Origin of the sequence: Mesonia aestuariivivens (genome assembly GCF_019311235.1) — a bacterium.
GTDB lineage: Bacteria > Bacteroidota > Bacteroidia > Flavobacteriales > Flavobacteriaceae > Mesonia > Mesonia aestuariivivens.
The window spans coordinates 114,582-132,133 of the sequence record NZ_JAHWDF010000009.1 but is presented as its reverse complement, the minus strand read 5'-3'; the positions used below and the strand labels follow the sequence as shown (position 1 = coordinate 132,133).

The 17,552-nt window shown below is 34.3% G+C and carries 14 protein-coding genes; 6 read left to right on the top strand and 8 right to left on the bottom strand.

What is annotated here, in order from left to right:
* Positions 1-82: 82 nt before the first annotated feature.
* Together KW502_RS09865 and KW502_RS09860 are read right to left on the bottom strand one after the other, a co-directional pair.
* The gene (locus KW502_RS09865) at positions 83-877 is read right to left on the bottom strand and encodes a type 1 glutamine amidotransferase domain-containing protein (protein WP_219040390.1); all 795 of its coding nucleotides are present in this window, start codon (positions 875-877) and stop codon (positions 83-85) included.
* Between the two features lie 73 nt (positions 878-950).
* On the bottom strand, positions 951-1,535 hold the full coding sequence (locus KW502_RS09860) for a Crp/Fnr family transcriptional regulator (protein ID WP_219040389.1): 585 nt from the start codon (positions 1,533-1,535) through the stop codon (positions 951-953).
* A gap of 514 nt (positions 1,536-2,049) precedes the next feature.
* Between KW502_RS09860 and KW502_RS09855 the strand changes: the two genes are divergently transcribed.
* Positions 2,050-3,168: a mechanosensitive ion channel family protein gene (locus KW502_RS09855; RefSeq protein WP_219040388.1), complete on the top strand. Its 1,119-nt coding sequence runs from the start codon at positions 2,050-2,052 to the stop codon at positions 3,166-3,168.
* 155 nt (positions 3,169-3,323) lie between these two features.
* Here the strand turns inward: KW502_RS09855 and KW502_RS09850 are convergent, their stop codons facing one another.
* Entirely contained in the window at positions 3,324-3,677 is a 354-nt protein-coding gene (locus KW502_RS09850) for a PPC domain-containing DNA-binding protein (protein ID WP_219040387.1), read from the bottom strand.
* Between the two features lie 221 nt (positions 3,678-3,898).
* A complete protein-coding gene (locus KW502_RS15615; RefSeq protein WP_369412525.1) occupies positions 3,899-4,027 on the bottom strand; it encodes a putative quinol monooxygenase in 129 nt (42 codons plus the stop codon).
* Between the two features lie 106 nt (positions 4,028-4,133).
* Between KW502_RS15615 and KW502_RS09840 the strand changes: the two genes are divergently transcribed.
* Positions 4,134-4,697, top strand: a complete 564-nt coding sequence (locus KW502_RS09840) for an SDR family NAD(P)-dependent oxidoreductase (RefSeq protein ID WP_219040386.1) — start codon at positions 4,134-4,136, stop codon at positions 4,695-4,697.
* A complete protein-coding gene (locus tag KW502_RS09835; protein ID WP_219040385.1) occupies positions 4,667-4,945 on the top strand; it encodes an SDR family oxidoreductase in 279 nt (92 codons plus the stop codon). The genes KW502_RS09840 and KW502_RS09835 overlap by 31 nt, the downstream gene beginning before the upstream one ends.
* 95 nt (positions 4,946-5,040) lie before the next feature.
* On the opposite strand, the gene uxuA is transcribed toward KW502_RS09835, so the two are convergent.
* The 4 genes from uxuA to KW502_RS09815 form a co-directional block, all read right to left on the bottom strand.
* Positions 5,041-6,219: a mannonate dehydratase gene (gene uxuA, locus KW502_RS09830; RefSeq protein ID WP_219040384.1), complete on the bottom strand. Its 1,179-nt coding sequence runs from the start codon at positions 6,217-6,219 to the stop codon at positions 5,041-5,043.
* A gap of 21 nt (positions 6,220-6,240) precedes the next feature.
* On the bottom strand, positions 6,241-7,068 hold the full coding sequence (locus tag KW502_RS09825) for an SDR family oxidoreductase (protein WP_219040383.1): 828 nt from the start codon (positions 7,066-7,068) through the stop codon (positions 6,241-6,243).
* 258 nt (positions 7,069-7,326) lie between these two features.
* Complete coding sequence (locus KW502_RS09820) at positions 7,327-8,814, bottom strand: hypothetical protein (protein ID WP_219040382.1); 1,488 nt, start codon at positions 8,812-8,814, stop codon at positions 7,327-7,329.
* 8 nt (positions 8,815-8,822) lie between these two features.
* Positions 8,823-9,296, bottom strand: coding sequence for a hypothetical protein (locus tag KW502_RS09815; RefSeq protein ID WP_219040381.1), 474 nt, complete (start codon positions 9,294-9,296; stop codon positions 8,823-8,825).
* 532 nt (positions 9,297-9,828) lie between these two features.
* Between KW502_RS09815 and KW502_RS09810 the strand changes: the two genes are divergently transcribed.
* The 3 genes from KW502_RS09810 (at position 9,829) to KW502_RS09800 (ending at position 17,541) form a co-directional block, all read left to right on the top strand.
* Positions 9,829-10,392: a DUF4494 domain-containing protein gene (locus tag KW502_RS09810; protein WP_219040380.1), complete on the top strand. Its 564-nt coding sequence runs from the start codon at positions 9,829-9,831 to the stop codon at positions 10,390-10,392.
* Positions 10,393-10,587: 195 nt separating this feature from the next.
* Complete coding sequence (locus tag KW502_RS09805; protein WP_219040379.1) at positions 10,588-14,289, top strand: two-component regulator propeller domain-containing protein; 3,702 nt, start codon at positions 10,588-10,590, stop codon at positions 14,287-14,289.
* 180 nt (positions 14,290-14,469) lie between these two features.
* On the top strand, positions 14,470-17,541 hold the full coding sequence (locus KW502_RS09800) for a SusC/RagA family TonB-linked outer membrane protein (protein ID WP_219040378.1): 3,072 nt from the start codon (positions 14,470-14,472) through the stop codon (positions 17,539-17,541).
* The last annotated feature ends 11 nt before the right edge of the window (positions 17,542-17,552 follow it).

Sequence of the window (17,552 nt, the reverse complement as noted above, 5' to 3'; positions counted from 1 at the left end):
GAAAGTAATAAAATTTACTAAATAAAAGAGCGACTTAAAATTAATTAAGTCGCTCTTTTTATATAGGCAAAAACTATAATTCTTATTGTAATCGTTCTGCTAAAAGTTCGGCTACTTTTTCAGAAGAAGCTGGGTTTTGTCCGGTAATTAATAAACCGTCTTCTACGGCATAAGGAGCCCAAGCTTCTTTTTTAGAATAAACGCCACCGTTCTTTTTCAGCATATCTTCAACTAAAAACGGAACCACATTGGTAAGTTGAACGGCTGCTTCCTCTTCATTGGTAAATCCGGTCACTTTTTTTCCTTCAACTAAAGAAGATCCATCAGCATTCTTTGTATGTTTAAAAACACCTGGTGCGTGGCAAACAGCGGCAACCGGTTTGTCGTGTTTATAAAAATCTTCAATTAGTGCGATCGAGTTTTTATCTTCAGCTAAATCCCATAGTGGACCGTGACCACCAGGATAAAATACCGCGTCAAAATCTTCTTGACTTAGCGTTGCTAACTTTAGGGTTTGTGCTAATAGCTGTTGAGTTTCTTTATCTTGATCGAAACGTTCGGTAGCAGGTGTTTGCGCAGCTGGAGCTTTACTATTAGGATCGATAGGAGGTTGCCCGCCTTTTGGAGAAGCCAATGTAATTTCAAAACCTTTATCTTTTAAAAGATAGTAAGGGGCAGCAAATTCTTCAATCCAGAATCCTGTTTTTTCGCCAGTGTCTCCTAAATCTTCGTGACTAGTTAATACAAATAATACCTTTTTCATGTCAGTGTTTTTTTTAGCTTTTTCACTTGTTGTTACATTGTTTTCTTTTTTGGTGTGTTGTCCACAAGAAGAAAATAAAACAATAGTGAATAGTGCTGTTAATACTCTTTTCATTTATTATTTCAATAATTTACAAGTACAAAGCTAGGGGAAAAGGAGAGCATAAAAATTGATGTAGGATAATAAATTACTTTTCTAGGCTTTCTTTTCGTATTCTACTTAAACTTTCTGTGGTGATTCCCAAATAAGAAGCGATATGATAATTTTTGACACTTTGTTCTATGTTTGGATACGATTTTATAAACGATAAATACCGCTTTTTGGCAGGTTGTGCTAAACTGGCTAATATTCTTTTCTGAAAACTGGCAAAAGCACCTTCCATTTTTTTTCTGAAAAATGTTTCGAGTGGTGGAATTTCTAAAAATAAACTTTCCATACTCTGTTTAGAAATTTTATAAAGTATGGCGTCTTGAATACATTCTATATTCATAATGGAAGTAGTCGTGGTAAAGAATGCCGTATAATCACTAATCCACCAATCGTTAATGGCAAATTGTAGCGTATGCTCTTTTCCCGATTGATCTATAAAATAGGTGCGTAGACAGCCTTCATCTACATAATATTGATGTAGTATGGTTTCGTTAGCTCTTAGTAACGTATCCCCTTTTTTAAGTTCAATTTTTTCGATTTGCTGTTCAATTAAAGAGATTTCATGAGGAGAAAAAGAGATGCCTTTAAAAATTTTAGAGACCATAGAATTCTTGATATTCATGTAAATACGTTCTGTTTTTTTAGAAAATGTAGAAAACCAAAGTAAGACATTTACCCTTTACCAGTCATTATTTTCTTTCTAATTTAACAATAGTTAGGAGAGTATCAATTTTTTAACTAACGCTTCTTTATTTCGTATTGAATTATAAAATCAGTTCAATCAGCAAACAACCTTGTAAGTATTCACTAAAATTGAATTTGCCCCTCTTTTGAGAAGTAGCTATTGAATTTTTGTAGCTAAAAATAAATGGATGATGATTTGTTAGAGGCTTTTTATAAGTATTTTAAAGTAATTTGATTTTAATTTTTTTATCTGAAAGTAATAAAGCGAAAAAATTCTAGAATAGAAGGAAGGGTGCCTGTGTCGTATCATAATTCTATAGTAGATTTGTATGGCGAAGGCATGAGTGAAATTTCACTAAAAAATTATAAGTGTATTAAGTATTAAGCAGTACTTTATTTAACACTTGTAAAGTGATCTTTTTTAAGGATTGATTTTTCTAATTAAATATGTTATGATAACTGAATTTTGGAATACCTATAGTGATGCATTTATATATGTTTTAAAAGTAATAGGCGTGGTTTTGTTACTTTTAGTGCTTACAAAGTTACTCAACGCATGGTTGGTAAAAAAAGCAGCAAAAAAATACCCTCATGAGAAACCTAGAACTATTAACCTCGTTAATCGAGTACTCAATACCTTATGGATTATTCTAGGCTTGGCAGCGTTAAGTTTTGTCTTTATTTCTGAAGATAAATATGCTATAGCTACTAAAAATTTCGAACTCATACTTTATGTGGGTATTGTCTTGGTTTTTACCATTATTGGAGCAAGCATCGTAGAAACTTTATTTTCACGAATCATCAAGAAAACGATAGCTTCAGATGGCGATCCTACCAGCTATAAATTTTTACGCTACTTAAGTGTATTTGGCGTTTATTTTTTTGGGGCTATTCTTGCTACATTGGCTTTTCCTGCATTAAGAGGTGTGGCGCAAACCGCACTTGGAGGTGCGGGAATTTTAGCCGTAGTCATTGGGATAGCCTCTCAAGAAGCGCTGGCAAATCTTATAGGGGGTATATTTATCATTTCTTTTAAACCTTTTCGGGTAGGTAACGTAATTAAAATTACAGATACGCTGGTAGGTACAGTGACAGATATTACACTTCGCCATACCGTGATTAGAAATTACCAGAACAAAATGATTGTGATCCCAAATGCAATTATTAACAAAGAGAAAGTAACCAATTATGACCTGGAAGAAAAGAAAATTTGCCAGTGGATTGAGATAGGAATCTCCTATGATAGTGATATAGATTTGGCTAAAAGCATTATGAAAGAAGAATGTGAAGCACATCCTAATCTTTTTGATAATCGAACCAATCAAGACCTTAGAAATGGCGATCCGTTAGTTATTGTTCGGGTGATTAATTTGGGTGATTCTTCAGTGACAATTCGTGCTTGGGCGTGGGCCTGGGATTATGCGTCTGCCTTTGTTATGAAATGTGAACTCTTGGAGAGTATAAAAAAACGTTTTGATGCAGAAGGTATAGAAATTCCTTTTCCACACCGAACTTTGGTTTTTAAAAAAAATCAGCTAAGCGAGTTAACTAACAATGATTTAGTAAATTAAGTTTATATTTGTAAGAGTTGTTGATAAAAAAATCTTATAAAAATAAGTGGCACTATATTAATTGTAGGGAGTATAAACACCCCAAGAGCCTAGTTTAATTTTAAACTAGGCTCTTGGGGTGAGATTGCTTTTAAACATCGCTTATAATTTTCGCCTTATTGAAAATCATACAGGTTTAATCCAGTAGCATCATCGTGGTAACGCTTAAGTACACCGTCAGATTTTTCAATTACAAATTCACCGGCTCCATTAATATCGCCAGAAAGCAAATGTCCCGCAATTGTAGAATAATCGCTACGGCCAAGTGTGACATGCAGGTGAATATAAGGTGCTCCCTTTTTTTGAGAAATATTCCCCGTAATATTAGTAATCTCCATTTGTTCTGAGAACGTTTTATCGGTATACTTTTTTGTCGCAGGATTGTAGAACCTTAAGGTAGCTTTATTTACAGCGCCCATTCCAACAACGGTAGCAGCTTTTATATCATGATCGTTAACAAAGCTCTCCATAGCTTTTGAAATTTCTACATGACTGGGTATACTTACATATATTTTTGTCCTATTTTTTTATAAGTATAAAGCGCATTTGAATCTTGTGCATTTACAAAAAGAGAAATGCTAAAAAAGGAAAGTATTAAAATTAGATGTTTCATAATGAAGAGTTTTAAGCATATTATTTTCTTAATGAATTTTTTGAAGAACGTCTATAGTTAAAAGATCTTCTTGTTGAGCTAGTTTTTTTTTAGAAGTTGAAAATGTTCGGTTTGGTTATGAAAATCGATAGCTTTTTGTGATTTCCACTCTTCTAAGATGATAATTTTTAAAGGATTATTTACATCTTGATGCAGCACGTAAGAAATATTACCTTCTTCTTTTCGAGAAGCATCGGTAACCTGCTCTAAAATGGTTAAAGCTTCTTTTATATCAAAAAAATAACTGAGTAGTAAACTGATAAATCTTATTAAGATGAAAATAAAAGGAAAAACATTTGTGGTAACTGGCGGCGGCGGATTAGGTAGAGCATTAGTTTTAGCGCTACTTCAAAAAGAGGCTAACGTAGCAATGCTTGATATTAATGAAAGTGCTATGGAAGAAACGCTGCAATTAGCTAAAGATTACAAAACTAATCTTTCTAAACACATCGTAAACATTACCGATAAAGAGCAAGTTTTTGCTTTACCTGAAAAAATTATAAAAATTCACGGAGCGGTAGATGGAGTAATTAATAATGCAGGAATTATTCAGCCTTTTGTAGATGTTAAAGAGTTAGAACTTCAGGTGGTAGAACGAATTATGAATATTAATTTTTATGGCACGTTGTATATGGTGAAAGCTTTTTTACCTTTTTTCGAGAAGCGTCCGGAAGCTCATATCGTAAACATTTCTAATATGGGAGGTTTTATTCCTTTTCCTGGACAAACTTATTTACAGCGCCTCAAAAGCAGCCGTAAAACAACTTACAGAAGGTTTGTATGCAGAATTAAAACACACCAATACCAATGGTTGCTATCATATTTCCTGGAGCTATAAAAACGAATATTAAAAAGAATTCTGGATTAAAAGAAACTAAAAAAGACAAAGAAGAAGCCAATAAATATGCTTCTAAAGTTACACATCCTAATGATGCAGCTCAGCAAATTATTACTGCAATAGAAAAAAATAAATATAGAGCGACCATTGGTAAAGACGCTAAATTCTTAGATAAACTTTACCGATTAGCTCCTCAATATGCCGTGAATTTAATCACCAAAAAGATGAAGTCTATGTCACAATCTTAAAACAAAATTTGTAGCAAACTGTTTCAATATCATTAAAATTAAAAAAAGGCTAAGATTAAAAATCTTAGCCTTTTTTTAGATAGAAAAGTTAGTTCTCAATCCATACTTTTTGAAATTCCAAAAGCTAGACCCCGTAGTTCTGCTAATCCTCGTAACCTTCCTATCGCAGAATACCCCGGATTTGTTTTTTTATGTAAATCGTCTAACATTTGATGTCCGTGATCTGGTCGCATAGGAATATTTGCATCTTTCATTCCTTCAGCTTTACGTCTTTTTTCCTCTAAAAGCACTTCTTTCATCACAGCAAACATATTTACATCTCCTTCTAAATGATTAGCTTCATAAAAATTCCCTTCTTCATCACGTTGTGTACTTCTGAGGTGAAGAAAATGTACTCGATCTGCAAAACCCTTAAATATCTGTACCAAATTATTATCAGCACGTACGCCTAACGATCCTGTGCAAAAGGTAATCCCGTTAGCTCTATCGGGTACTTTAGAAAATAAGTAGGCATAATCTTCTTCGGTACTTACGACTCTTGGTAAGCCTAAAATAGGGTAGGGCGGATCATCGGGATGAATACACATCAATACTTCATTTTGTGAAGCGATAGGAATAATTTCTTTCAAAAAGGCTACTAAATTTTCTCTTAATTGGTGTTCGTCAATATGCTGATAAGTATTTAAAATATGCTGAAATTGTTCTAGCGTATAGCCTTCTTCAGCGCCAGGTAAACCCGCAATAATATTGTTGATCAAGTGTTGCTTTTCTTCTTCAGAAAGTTGTTCTACATAGGTTTTAGCTTTCGCTTTTTGTGCTTCGGTGTAAGATGAATCGGCTCCTGGACGTTGTAATAAATACAGTTCAAAAGCAGCAAAAGCGGTGGTATCAAAACGAAGTGCTTTAGAGCCATCTTCTAAGCTAAAGGCTAAATCTGTTCTTGTCCAATCTAGAACGGGCATAAAATTATAACAAACAATATTTATCCCGCAGCTTGCTAAATTTTTGATACTGGTTTTATAATTTTCAATGTAGTGTTGAAAATTACCCGATCTGGTTTTAATAGTTTCGTGTACGGGTATACTTTCTACCACACTCCAAGTAAGTCCTTCAGCTGTAATGAGTTCTTTTCTTTTACTAATTTCTTCCACAGTCCAAACCTCTCCGTTAGAAATATGATGTAATGCCGAAACAACACCTGTTGCTCCTGCTTGTTTGATATCTGTTAAGGATACGGGATCTTTTGGCCCGTACCAACGCCATGTTTGTTCCATAAGGTTTTTTATTTGAATTCGTTAAACTCCACTGTAGGCTGAAAATCCACCGTCAATAGGAATGACCACTCCAGTGACAAATGAAGAAGCTTCATCACACAAGTACAAAGTAGTACTTATTAAGTCTTCGGGTTCTCCATAACGACCCATAGGAGTCTGATCTATAATTTGTTGTCCGCGTTGAGTTAAACTTCCATCGTTATTGGTTAACAGTGCTCGGTTTTGATCGGTGAGAAAAAATCCGGGTGCTAAGGCATTAACACGAATACCTACTTTTGAAAAATGAACGGCTAGCCACTGTGTAAAATTAGACACTGCTGCTTTAGCACCACTATATGCCGGTATTTTAGTTAATGGCGTAAAAGCATTCATAGACGATATGTTTAAGATGCTACAGCCTTTTTTACCCACCATATCTTTGGCGAAAACTTGAGTAGGTAACAATGTACCTATAAAATTTAGATTGAAAACAAATTCAATTCCTTGCGTATCTAAATCGAAAAAAGTTTTAAAACCTTCTTGAGTATTGGCTAGATCTTCTTTTTGTAAATAAGGATTTGAAGTGGTACCTAGCGGATGATTACCACCTGCGCCATTGATTAATAAATCACATGTGCCTAATAAAGAATTTACTTTTTCTCTGGCTACTTCTAAAGATTTTCTTTCTAATACATTACTTTCGATAGCTATTGCAGTTCCGCCTTCCGCTTTAATCTCATCAACTATTTTTTCGGCAGCAGCAAGCTTTAAATCTAATACCGCAATTTGATAGTCTTTTTTTGCCAGAGCTTTGGCTAACGTGCTGCATAAAATGCCTCCAGCTCCTGTGATTACTACTATTTTATTCATTTTTCTTTATGGTTGTTGTTTTTATTCATATAAATTTAAAAAAGAAAGTTGTCATAATTTGCCGCTTTGCTTTTTTTATTAATAGTTCTTGGCAATCTCGATATCTTTTTTAGCTTCCTCAATTAATGGAGTCCATTCAAAAGTTCTTACACGATTCATCCAAATAGGATTGATATAATGTTTTGAGCTAGCTTAGCATAGGTTTTGAAAAGGTTAAATGCTTTTGTAAGTTGAGTAACGGAAGCTTTTTTGTAGCATTCATCTTGAGTATACTGATAAAGTGGTAGCTGCTTCAATTTTTAGTGAATAATACTCTCCTAGAAGAGCCATCAGTTTTATATCGGTTAAGGTGCGTATTAGTTCCGGATCTTTCGCGGTTAACAATTCTTCTGTTAATTGCAGTGCTTTTTCAGAATTCTCGTGCAATAGTTGTGCGACTTCTAAAGGAGTTTTTAGTTGGGTAGTGGTCCCATTTTTTTGCATATTAATAAATTCATGAATCGACTGATAGCCTGCTAACGGATGTGGTGATGAAGCAATAAACCGTTTTACATCATGAAATCCTTTTTTATTTCGTGCCGCACGAGGTTCGCTCATACAGCCTTCAATAGACCATTGCATATCGTGACCAAAAAAATGAAAACCAGTGGTGACGGGATAGGTCATCGACGCTGCTTGCCAAGCACGGAATAATTTTTCGGCATTTGTTTCAGGAAAATGATTTTGAATAATACCTGTAATTCTATCGTTAGACAGTTTAGGATTGTAGCCTAATCTTCCCCATAACATCCAAGAATACCAATGCTTTTCAATTTCTAAACTTCCTAAAACCTCAGGATCTTTACTTATAAAATCACGTCCCCAAACCCATTGATCTGATCCAAAATAATATCCTCTAGTAACTTTTTTAGGAATATATTCTACAAATTCTCGAACAAAGTCGGCTGCTCCCCAACGAAACATATAATTATCGTCATTTCTAATTCCCCAAATGGTTTCCATTTCGACCAGCTCAATATCTTTTAAAAAATCTTCATCAAAATTATGCTGAGTGCTACTATAAGAATGAGCTCCTGCATATTTGTAGCAGAAAATTAAATCGATGTTCTTGTTTTTAATCACCGGTCCAAAACTTGCTTTTACATCTTTTGCTTTTGTCCAGTGTTGACGATGAATTAAGGTGAATTTTCGGTTTGGCATTTCTTTAGCGGCATCTAACATTCCTTGTCCGTAGGTTTCAAAAGCCCAATTTTCAGCAGCAATCGGGTCGTGCGGATTCATGTTTTCTCCTGTCGTTAATCCAAAACCGGCTAAATCTGGATAGGTTAAGAGCATTGCTTTTACACTTTTTCGGAAATAATCTTTGGTCACTTCGTTATCTTGATCAGTAGTGATGCCATGTTTACCAAAGATTCCGTAATCGTAAATATTCCAGTTTACCATGTAGAATTTAATGTTTTTGCTTTTGGCATATTTCATCACCGCTCGCCAAAATTCAATTTTTTCATCCATCGTGATTTCAACCACCACTTCGGTAGGGTCTAAAATTTCTGGGCCGTCAAATTTTTTACCTTTTAAAGGATAATGATCTTTAAATTTACCGGTAGATCGTAAAACATTGTCTAAGGCGATATCTTCGTAACCGGGTGTGCGAACCATTGAAGGATACGGGTTTAAACTCCATATCGAAACATAATTATAACGATCTCGTGCGAGTTTATCAATATAATTTTTCCAGAATTCCATATCCCACATCACTCATGTCTGGAATAACTGGGGCTTCTAGCATCTAGCGGAATATTAAATTTAGGACCGCGCATAGCCATATATGGATGTTGAGTTGTCTCTTTCACTCCATTTAAACCATAAATGGCGATTTGTTCGGCAAGTTCTAAACCGCCATACATCGCACCTGCTTCATCTAAAGCTGTAATTTTTATTTGGTTCTTTAGAATGTTGCGAAGTATGAAACCTTCTTTTTCGATACCATTTTCATTTGCATCTATACTGAAAATAATTCTTGCGCTTTTACTTTGAGTTATTTGAGAACTCATTCCTTTTTTGGTTAAGGCATTTTGAATATGAGTTACCGCAAATTGAATTTGTGGAGAGCTAGTGTCTGCTGAAATCGTAATATTTTGTTGAGGTTTTGCCCAACTCGATAGAAATACAAAAATTAGGTTTAGACTTAAAATATAAGAGAGTGAAGTAGTCGTACGTTTTTTCATAAATTCAATAAAATTTTTAGGGTAATAATATGCGACATAAGCTAAATTAACTCACTTGGGTTGAAGTGATTTTTTAACAAAATTGAATTTACTAGGTCTTCTTATTTTGTAAGCATTAATTATTAATCCCATTGTTTTTATACGTATAAATAAATAAAATATGCATGTTTAATATTTGTAGCTTCTTGTTTATTAATTATTTACCTATGCTTGAAAATTGATTTGATAAAAAGTAATTTGTCTATTTAATTAATTTAGCAGCCTTTTTTTGAAAAATTAGTAGCGTAGTTGTTCCTTTTTTGTATTTAAGTTAATAAAAAAAGACTTTGTAAATTAAGGAAGATATTTTATAGAATAGTTAATCTTGAATTAACCCAAGAAGAGCTAACTGAAAAATCAGAATAATCTTCAGTTAAACTGCTTAGCATAAATGAACTATCGAACTTGGCGTTAAATTGTGAATATCTATCTGTAGCGATAGCTTGATTCCAAGTGCTTAAATTTTATTTTTGCGATCTAAAGACAGATAATTATGAGCGCAACTTGGTATGAATGTAAAGTGAAATATAGAAAAACGGATGAAGCTTCCGGAACCCGAAAAGTAAAAACAGAACCTTTTTTGGTCGATGCCATTTCTTACACTGAAGCTGAAAAGCGAATTACAGAAGAAATGTCGGTTTACCTTAGTGATGGAGAAGAAATTTTGATTACCAATATTAAGGTGGCAAATTATGCAGAAATTCATCCCTTTGAAAATGCAGACCGTTGGTTTAAGTCTAAAATTTCACTCATTGCCTTTGATGAAGAGAGTGGGAAAGAGCGCAAAACCAATCAATACCTTTTAGTGCAAGCCAATGATGTAAAAGAAGCTTTTGAAAATACCGAGCACGTGATGAAAGATACGATGAGTGAATATAGTATTCCTGCGGTAGCGGAATCGCCCATTATGGATGTATTTCCTTATTTTACAGGAGAAGAAGAAGATACAGCACGGGCAGAAGAATTTATGCGTTTAAAGAATTCAGTTCCTTTTGCGAACGACGAAGACGAGGCCTTAGCGCAGGAAGATTCGTTAGTGAGCGAAGAACAGGCTTAAACAAAAGTTTATTCCATATAAAAAAGGTTGAGTTTAATTTTTTAAACTCAACCTTTTTTGCTTTCAACCCCACATGGAGAATAAAATATTAAAAGTCTTTCTTCTTATTAATATCCTTACTCAATCATAACCTATCGATCTAAAAAGGTAATACTAAATTAACGTTTAATATTCGGGGGGTTTTAATTTCGCGACATGATTAAATCCCCATCACTTCATATTTCTTACCTTCTTTGCTTTCTTATTGGAAGTGTTGCTTTTGCACAACACTTAAAATTTAAATCTTTTACGACAAAAGAAGGACTTTCTAACAACTCTGTAAAAAACATGAGTAGTGATAAACAGGGGCGTTTATGGATAGGAACTTGGGATGGTTTGAACAGGTATGATGGGCAAAACATCACAGTTTTTAAGTACGATTTGCAAGACAATACTGGTATTTCTGGCAATGTGATTAAAGACTTAAATAGAGATATACATCAAAATATTTGGATTCTTACCGATAATAAAAGTGTCTCTCGTTACATAGGAGATGGAGTATTTCAGCAGTTTCATTTTCAAAAGCAACCGCTTAGCTTAGCCCTAACGCATACTGGTGAAATAGCGGTAAAAATGCCTAATGGTTATCGTGTTTTTTCTCATAATCAGTTTAAAGAAATTTCAAAAGAGAATATTAAAAATTCAGATCGTTTAGGAGTGCTTAAAAACTTTTTATTACAAAATCATCCTGATCTTCAAATTAATGATATTCTAAAAGACAGTAAAGGAAATATATGGTATGCCACTAAAAGAAACGGACTTTATATTATCCCGAACACGCCTCAAAATGTAAAGAATGAATTAATTGAGCATTATACGCACGATACCTATTCCCCCTATTCATTTAACAGCAATGAAATTGAAAAAATTTATCAAGATGATTTTGGAAATATTTGGTTAGCCCATAAAGATGGTGGGATAAGTATGGCGTATGCTGGTTCAGAACAAATTACGACTATATTTCCGCATCCCACTAAATTTCCGCATTTACCCAATGAGAGTATTCGAGCGATTACTAAAGACAATCAAAGTAATATTTGGTTAGGCTATTATACCAAAGGTATCTATCATTATAGCGAAAAAACCAAGTGTTATTTAGCGTATCAAATTCAAGAGGCTAAAGCAAATCCAGATTGGTACCGTATTCGAAGTTTTTATACCGATAGTAATGGTCATTTATGGGTAGGAACCTATGCTGGATTGGTTAAAATTACTCCAAAAGGCTATCAATTGTTTAAAGCAGAAACGCATGCAGATTTTCCGAATAATAGAAATTATGCTTTTCAAGAAGATGAGCAGCAAAAGTTGTGGATTGCTTGTTGGGGAGGTTTAGCAAAGTTGAATTTAAATACCGATACTTTTGAAGCTTTCCCACACCAAAAAGACTTAGCACCATTTCACGTTCGGCATGTAATTAAACATCAAGATACTTTGGTGATGGCCACCGAAAATCAGGGGGTGATCTTTTTTACCGAAGCTCAAGGTGTTATTAAGCGATTAACGACCAAAGATGGGATTACAGGAAATAGTATTTATAAACTTTATCACGATCAGCATACAGGTTATTATTGGATAGCTACGTTAGGAGGAGTAAGTATTTATGATTTTCCGCATGGGGTAATTAAAAACATTACCGAAGAATCTGGCTTGCCTAGTCATATGGTTTATGGCTTGTTAGAAAACAAAAATAAGGTTTGGTTGAGTACCACAAAAGGTATTGCAACCATACAAAAAAAGGGCTATGAAGTTGCACAACTACCCAAAGATCAAGGCTGGCAAGCAGAAGAGTTTTCTGAAGGTGCCGTTTATCAAGATGAAAAGGGAATGCTTTTTTTTGGCGGCATAAGCGGGTTGAGTTACTTACAGCCTAATGCTTATCATTATGCAGTTAAAACTCCTAAATTACAGATCAACATAGACGGAAAAGAGTTATACCCCAACGTATTAACCAAAGCTTATCAAGAGAATACATTTACATTTAGCGCTATTCCTATTCAATTTTCAGGAGTAGCTCCAAAAATTTATTACCAGCTAGAAGGAGTAGATAAAGATTGGAAGTTATACCAAAATAAAAGAATAACCTATAAAAATTTAGAACCAGGACGGTATAGCTTGCTGACTAAAATGAATACAAAAGGCAGCAAATCTAAAAAGCATATAATTCTCGAAATTGAAACTCCATTTTACCAAACCAGCCCTTTTTATCTATTAATTTTCGGAGCTATTTTATTAATAGGGGTGATGATTATACTCCGAAAAAACTGGTTAGCGAAGCGACTTCATAAAATTATGGAAGCAAAAATTGAAGCGCGTACTAGAATGATTGAAACGCAGAAATTAGAATTGTTACAAGCAAATCAACACCTAGAAGAACGCCATAAAGAATTGAACGCTCAACAACAACAGGTTTTAGAGCTGCACCATCAACTTAAAGATCGCGATTTTGAGGTAGATAAATTTAAAACGTTTGTGCTTAATAGCTTTAAGCCCAAATTAGCAAATTTAGTAGCCATTACACACAGCTTAAAAAAATCTCCTGAAAGCAAACAATTAGAGCAAGAATTAACACAGCTTATTAGAAAAATTTCTGAATGGGATTATTTAGATCAAATAGCAGAATTAGGAACGCTCGTGCCGTCAGAAATTCATTTTAAAAAACTAATTCAAACTATTTATAGACAACTTCAATCTTTTTCATTTTCATTTGATTTTACATTGAAGTATCAAATTTTAACTGTTTCAGATTTAATTTCATTAGATGTATTACGCGTAAAACTTTTGTTTCAATATTTAATTCATGAAGTAATAAAATATGTAGAGCAAGAGGCTTCTTTAATACTGCATACTTCGTTAACAGAAAATGAAATGTTGATTGAGCTTTCTAGTTCTTCTTCTTTATTAAATGAGCAGTGGGAAAATATTATTAATTATAGTCCGTATTACAAAGCTGTAAAAGTATTAATCAACGACTTAGGGGGGGAGTTGGTGAAAAATACTAACGAATTTAAACTGCGCATACACCTCCCAATATTAAATGTTACTAAAGTAGCTTCAAGATCGGGCATTGTCTTGTTAAAGCACCTAGAAGATGATGCCGCCAAACTTCAACCTTCAATTTTAGTATATTGTGAAGAAGAAGAAGTACAATTGGTACATCACTTGTTAGAAGGTATGGCAGAGCCTATCATCTTTGAACATGAAGTGAATGCGCTCCCCTCAGCATTACAGCAAATTAATGTGAAAGCCTTGGTTGTTTACAATGCACAATTAACGTCGGCGTTTGTAGAGGTAATTTCTCAACCTGCTTTTAAAATTCTTCCAAGTGCTTATATTGCTGAGCAAATAGATTTAGCACTCGAAGAACAAGCCTTAGATTATGGTTTAAAAACGGTAATTTATCTTCCTATCGATAAAAGTTTTCTACAAAAGAAAATGAATCATCTTATTCAGCAATATCAAAAAACGCATCATACGGGCTTTTTAGATAAATTATTGCCTACCGCTAAAACTGAAGCTTTAAACTTAAACCCTCACCAAAAATTAGTAAAGCAAGCGTTAGCGCTTATTCGTGAAGAAATTGGTAATGCTGAATTTAATGTTGATAGGCTTATTAGCGAACTAGAAATTTCACGCACCAAATGTTACCGTGTGTTTAAAGAAGTACTTCATCAATCTCCGTCAGAGGTGATTATTGGTTTACGCTTGCAGAATGCAGAAAAATTACTAGGAGAAGGCAACCTTAATGTCTCTGAAATTAGTTTTGAATGCGGTTTTAAAGATCCAAAATACTTCTCGAGAATGTTTAAAAAGCACTATGGTTCTAGTCCAAAAAACTTTCAGTTAAAACAAAATCACTAATCCTTATGTTAACGTGAGAATACTGCATTGTTATGGGAATGTTATTGCAACAAAAAGATACGTATTAGGTCGTTAAAGTGGTGTTTTTTGCATCTAAACTTCACCTTTTTGAAACCATAATCCTACTGATAATTTGCAGTTCAATCTAGTTTAGCAACGAACGTTAAACATTTTATTTCGATGAAACAGATTTATTTATGTATGCTGACTTTTGTACTAGGAATGTCAGGAGTGATGGCTCAAACCATCGTCAACGGTACCGTTGTATCTAAATCAGATGGTTTGCCAATCCCAGGAGTAACTATTGTACCTAACGGGCAAGAAGCAAAGGGAACGTTAACCGACTTTGATGGTAATTTTGAATTAAACCTTAATCAAAATTCAGGAGCACTTCGTGTAAGCTATATGGGGTTTGCAACTCAACAAGTAAGCTACCAAGGGAATACTGAACTTACCGTCTCATTAGTAGAAGAGGTAAGTGCCTTAAATGAAATTGTATTAATAGGCTATGGCTCTTCAGAAAAAAGAGATTTAACTTCTGCAGTAGCGAGTGTTAAAAATATAGAGAATATTAAAAGTAGACCCGTTTCTAATTTTTCTGATTTTTTACAAGGAAACTTACCAGGAGTTACCGTTACCCAAGATGGAGGAGACCCTGCTTCTTCTGCGGGCATCACAATTAGAGGTTTAGGAACTTTAAATGGTCAAACTCCTTTAACTGTGGTAGATGGTGTACCTTACTATGGGCCGCCAATTAACCCTAACGATATAGCATCTGTTAGTGTCTTAAAAGATGCTGCATCGGCAGCGATTTATGGGGCGCAAGCTGCTTCAGGAGTAATTGTAATTGAAACAAAAAAAGGAGAAAAAGGTAAAATGCGTGTAAGTATTGATACCTATACAGGGATTCAATCGGCAAACAATTTACCAACACCACTAAATGCTGAAGAAAACAATTTTGTATATAACACCGCTGCAAATAATTCAGGTGCTTCTCCATTATCAGCTCATGATCCAGCACAAAACCCATGGGGAGCGGTTACTAGAACCAATTGGATGGATGAAATCTTTAGAGATGCAGCCTTATATAATGTAAATGCTAGTGTTAGTGGAGCTTCAGAAAATGCAAGTTATTTAACTTCTTTTGGTTATAATAAAGTAGATGGTGTATTAGTAGGCACCAGTAAAGATCGTTACTCATTTCGCGTAAAATCGGATTATGATTTTAATGATAAAATTACGATAGGAGAAAATGTTTATTTTTCTAAAAGTGAAGCCGTAGGCACTAATACGTCTAATGGTTATTCAGGAGCTATTATCAATGCGATTTATATGCCGGCTGCAGCTTCGGTGTACAATGAAGACGGAAGTTATCAAGGTGTGGTTCCGCAGGAATTATCAGATTTTGGTGGCGCTTATGGAGATGTTTATAATCCAGTAGCTTTATTAAAAAGACCAACCACCAACAATCCCGTAACTTATCTAAATGCAAATGTTTATTTGGATTATGAGATTATTGAAGGATTAAAATTTAAAACGAATTATTCGTATGCTTTAACCAATAAGAAAAATAAGCAATTTAAGCCTAGAGTGCCAGAAATAGGAAGATCAGATGCTCAAAATTATTTATACCAAAGTTATAGTGACCAAAATCGTTGGATCTGGGACAATCAATTAAACTATAAAAAATCTTTTGGAAAGCACAATCTAGCCTTAACAGCTATTTATTCTTCTCAGCATACCGATTATGAATATTACTACCAAGAGGGAAGAGGTTTTGCTAGTGAAGGCGCCTTTAACCAATATATGGGAAATGCCACTTCTTTACAGCCTGCACAAACCGATGTGTATGAAGATGTATTAACTTCTGCTATAGGTAGAGCCATGTATAATTATGATCATACTTATTATTTGTCGGCAAGTATTCGTCGTGACGAAACTTCTAGGCTTACGCCAGCTAATCGTGCAGATTATTTCCCGTCGGTTTCTGGAGCGGTACGTTTATCTAACTTACCCGTAATTGAAAACATTAATCCTTTAGACGATTTAAAATTAAGAGCCTCGTGGGGAGAAATAGGTAATATTAATACGGTAGGTTATTACTCTTTTGATGTGCCTCTAGAAAATAGTTTAGCGGTAATGGGAGAAGGAGGAACGAATGATGCCAATGGTTTGTATGTAAATAGACAATCCAATCCAAATTTAAAATGGGAAACTTCAGAATCTTTTGATCTAGGCTTAGATGCCAGTTTATTTAAGAATAAACTAACGATCACGGCAGATTATTTCTCAAAAACAACCAAGGGAATGATTATACCTGGTTTAGCCGATGCTCATCAAGGTTTTGAAGCCCCCGATGTAAATGGAGGAGAAGTAAAAAATACTGGATGGGAATTAGCGCTTTCTTATGCAGGTAAAGTTAAAGATTTTAGTTATAACATCTTTGGTAACATGAGTCATATTGATAATGAGTTAGTCAACTTAGATGGTTATAATGATGCAGGAATAGATTTTATCCAACATAGCGATGATGTAAGAGGTGTGTTAAGACCGTTAAGATCTGCCGTAGGAGAGAATTTATATTCTTACTTTTTGGTACCTCAAACGGGAATATTTCAATCTCAAGAAGAAATTAATGCCTACACTAATAGTAATGGAGCATTAATTCAACCCAATGCGCAACCAGGAGATTTTAGATTTGAAGATACCAATGGCGATGGTAAAATAGATAGTGGTGACCGTAAATTCTCAGGAAGTTATTTGCCAGATTTTACCTATAGTTTTGGGATGAATTTGAATTTTAAAAATTGGGATTTAAGTGCTTTATTTCAAGGAGTATCGGGAGCTAAAGCTTTTAATGCTTATAAATATTCTACTTACAATGCTTCCTTACAGGGGTATAATTTAGATAATCGTGTGTTAAATGCTTGGAGTCCACAAAATACAGGAGCTACGATTCCTAGATTATCTACAAGTGATGCTAACGGTAATTTTGGGACTACCTCTAGTTGGTACCTAGAAAATGCTTCTTATTTACGAGTTAAAAACATCACCCTAGGCTATACACTACCCACTACTACGATGAATCATATTTTTAAAGGTTCTTCTTTGCGTATTTACGCATCTGCAGATAACGTACTCACAATTACCGATTATGAAGGGATGGATCCTGAGGTAGGCAATAATGGCTTAGATATAGGTAGATACCCATTGTCTTCTAAATATGTTCTTGGATTATCCTTGTCATTTTAATATCAAATACA

What these genes read in the sequence shown, in the direction of transcription:
- KW502_RS09865 (WP_219040390.1), bottom strand. Translation starts at nt 877, where the DNA reads ATGAAAAGAGTATTAACAGCACTATTCACTATTGTTTTATTTTCTTCT.
- KW502_RS09860 (WP_219040389.1), bottom strand. Translation starts at nt 1,535, where the DNA reads ATGAATATCAAGAATTCTATGGTCTCTAAAATTTTTAAAGGCATCTCT.
- KW502_RS09855 (WP_219040388.1), top strand. Translation starts at nt 2,050, where the DNA reads ATGATAACTGAATTTTGGAATACCTATAGTGATGCATTTATATATGTT.
- KW502_RS09850 (WP_219040387.1), bottom strand. Translation starts at nt 3,677, where the DNA reads ATGGAGAGCTTTGTTAACGATCATGATATAAAAGCTGCTACCGTTGTT.
- KW502_RS09840 (WP_219040386.1), top strand. Translation starts at nt 4,134, where the DNA reads ATGAAAATAAAAGGAAAAACATTTGTGGTAACTGGCGGCGGCGGATTA.
- KW502_RS09835 (WP_219040385.1), top strand. Translation starts at nt 4,667, where the DNA reads ATGGTTGCTATCATATTTCCTGGAGCTATAAAAACGAATATTAAAAAG.
- uxuA (WP_219040384.1), bottom strand. Translation starts at nt 6,219, where the DNA reads ATGGAACAAACATGGCGTTGGTACGGGCCAAAAGATCCCGTATCCTTA.
- KW502_RS09825 (WP_219040383.1), bottom strand. Translation starts at nt 7,068, where the DNA reads ATGAATAAAATAGTAGTAATCACAGGAGCTGGAGGCATTTTATGCAGC.
- KW502_RS09820 (WP_219040382.1), bottom strand. Translation starts at nt 8,814, where the DNA reads ATGGAATTCTGGAAAAATTATATTGATAAACTCGCACGAGATCGTTAT.
- KW502_RS09815 (WP_219040381.1), bottom strand. Translation starts at nt 9,296, where the DNA reads ATGAAAAAACGTACGACTACTTCACTCTCTTATATTTTAAGTCTAAAC.
- KW502_RS09810 (WP_219040380.1), top strand. Translation starts at nt 9,829, where the DNA reads ATGAGCGCAACTTGGTATGAATGTAAAGTGAAATATAGAAAAACGGAT.
- KW502_RS09805 (WP_219040379.1), top strand. Translation starts at nt 10,588, where the DNA reads ATGATTAAATCCCCATCACTTCATATTTCTTACCTTCTTTGCTTTCTT.
- KW502_RS09800 (WP_219040378.1), top strand. Translation starts at nt 14,470, where the DNA reads ATGAAACAGATTTATTTATGTATGCTGACTTTTGTACTAGGAATGTCA.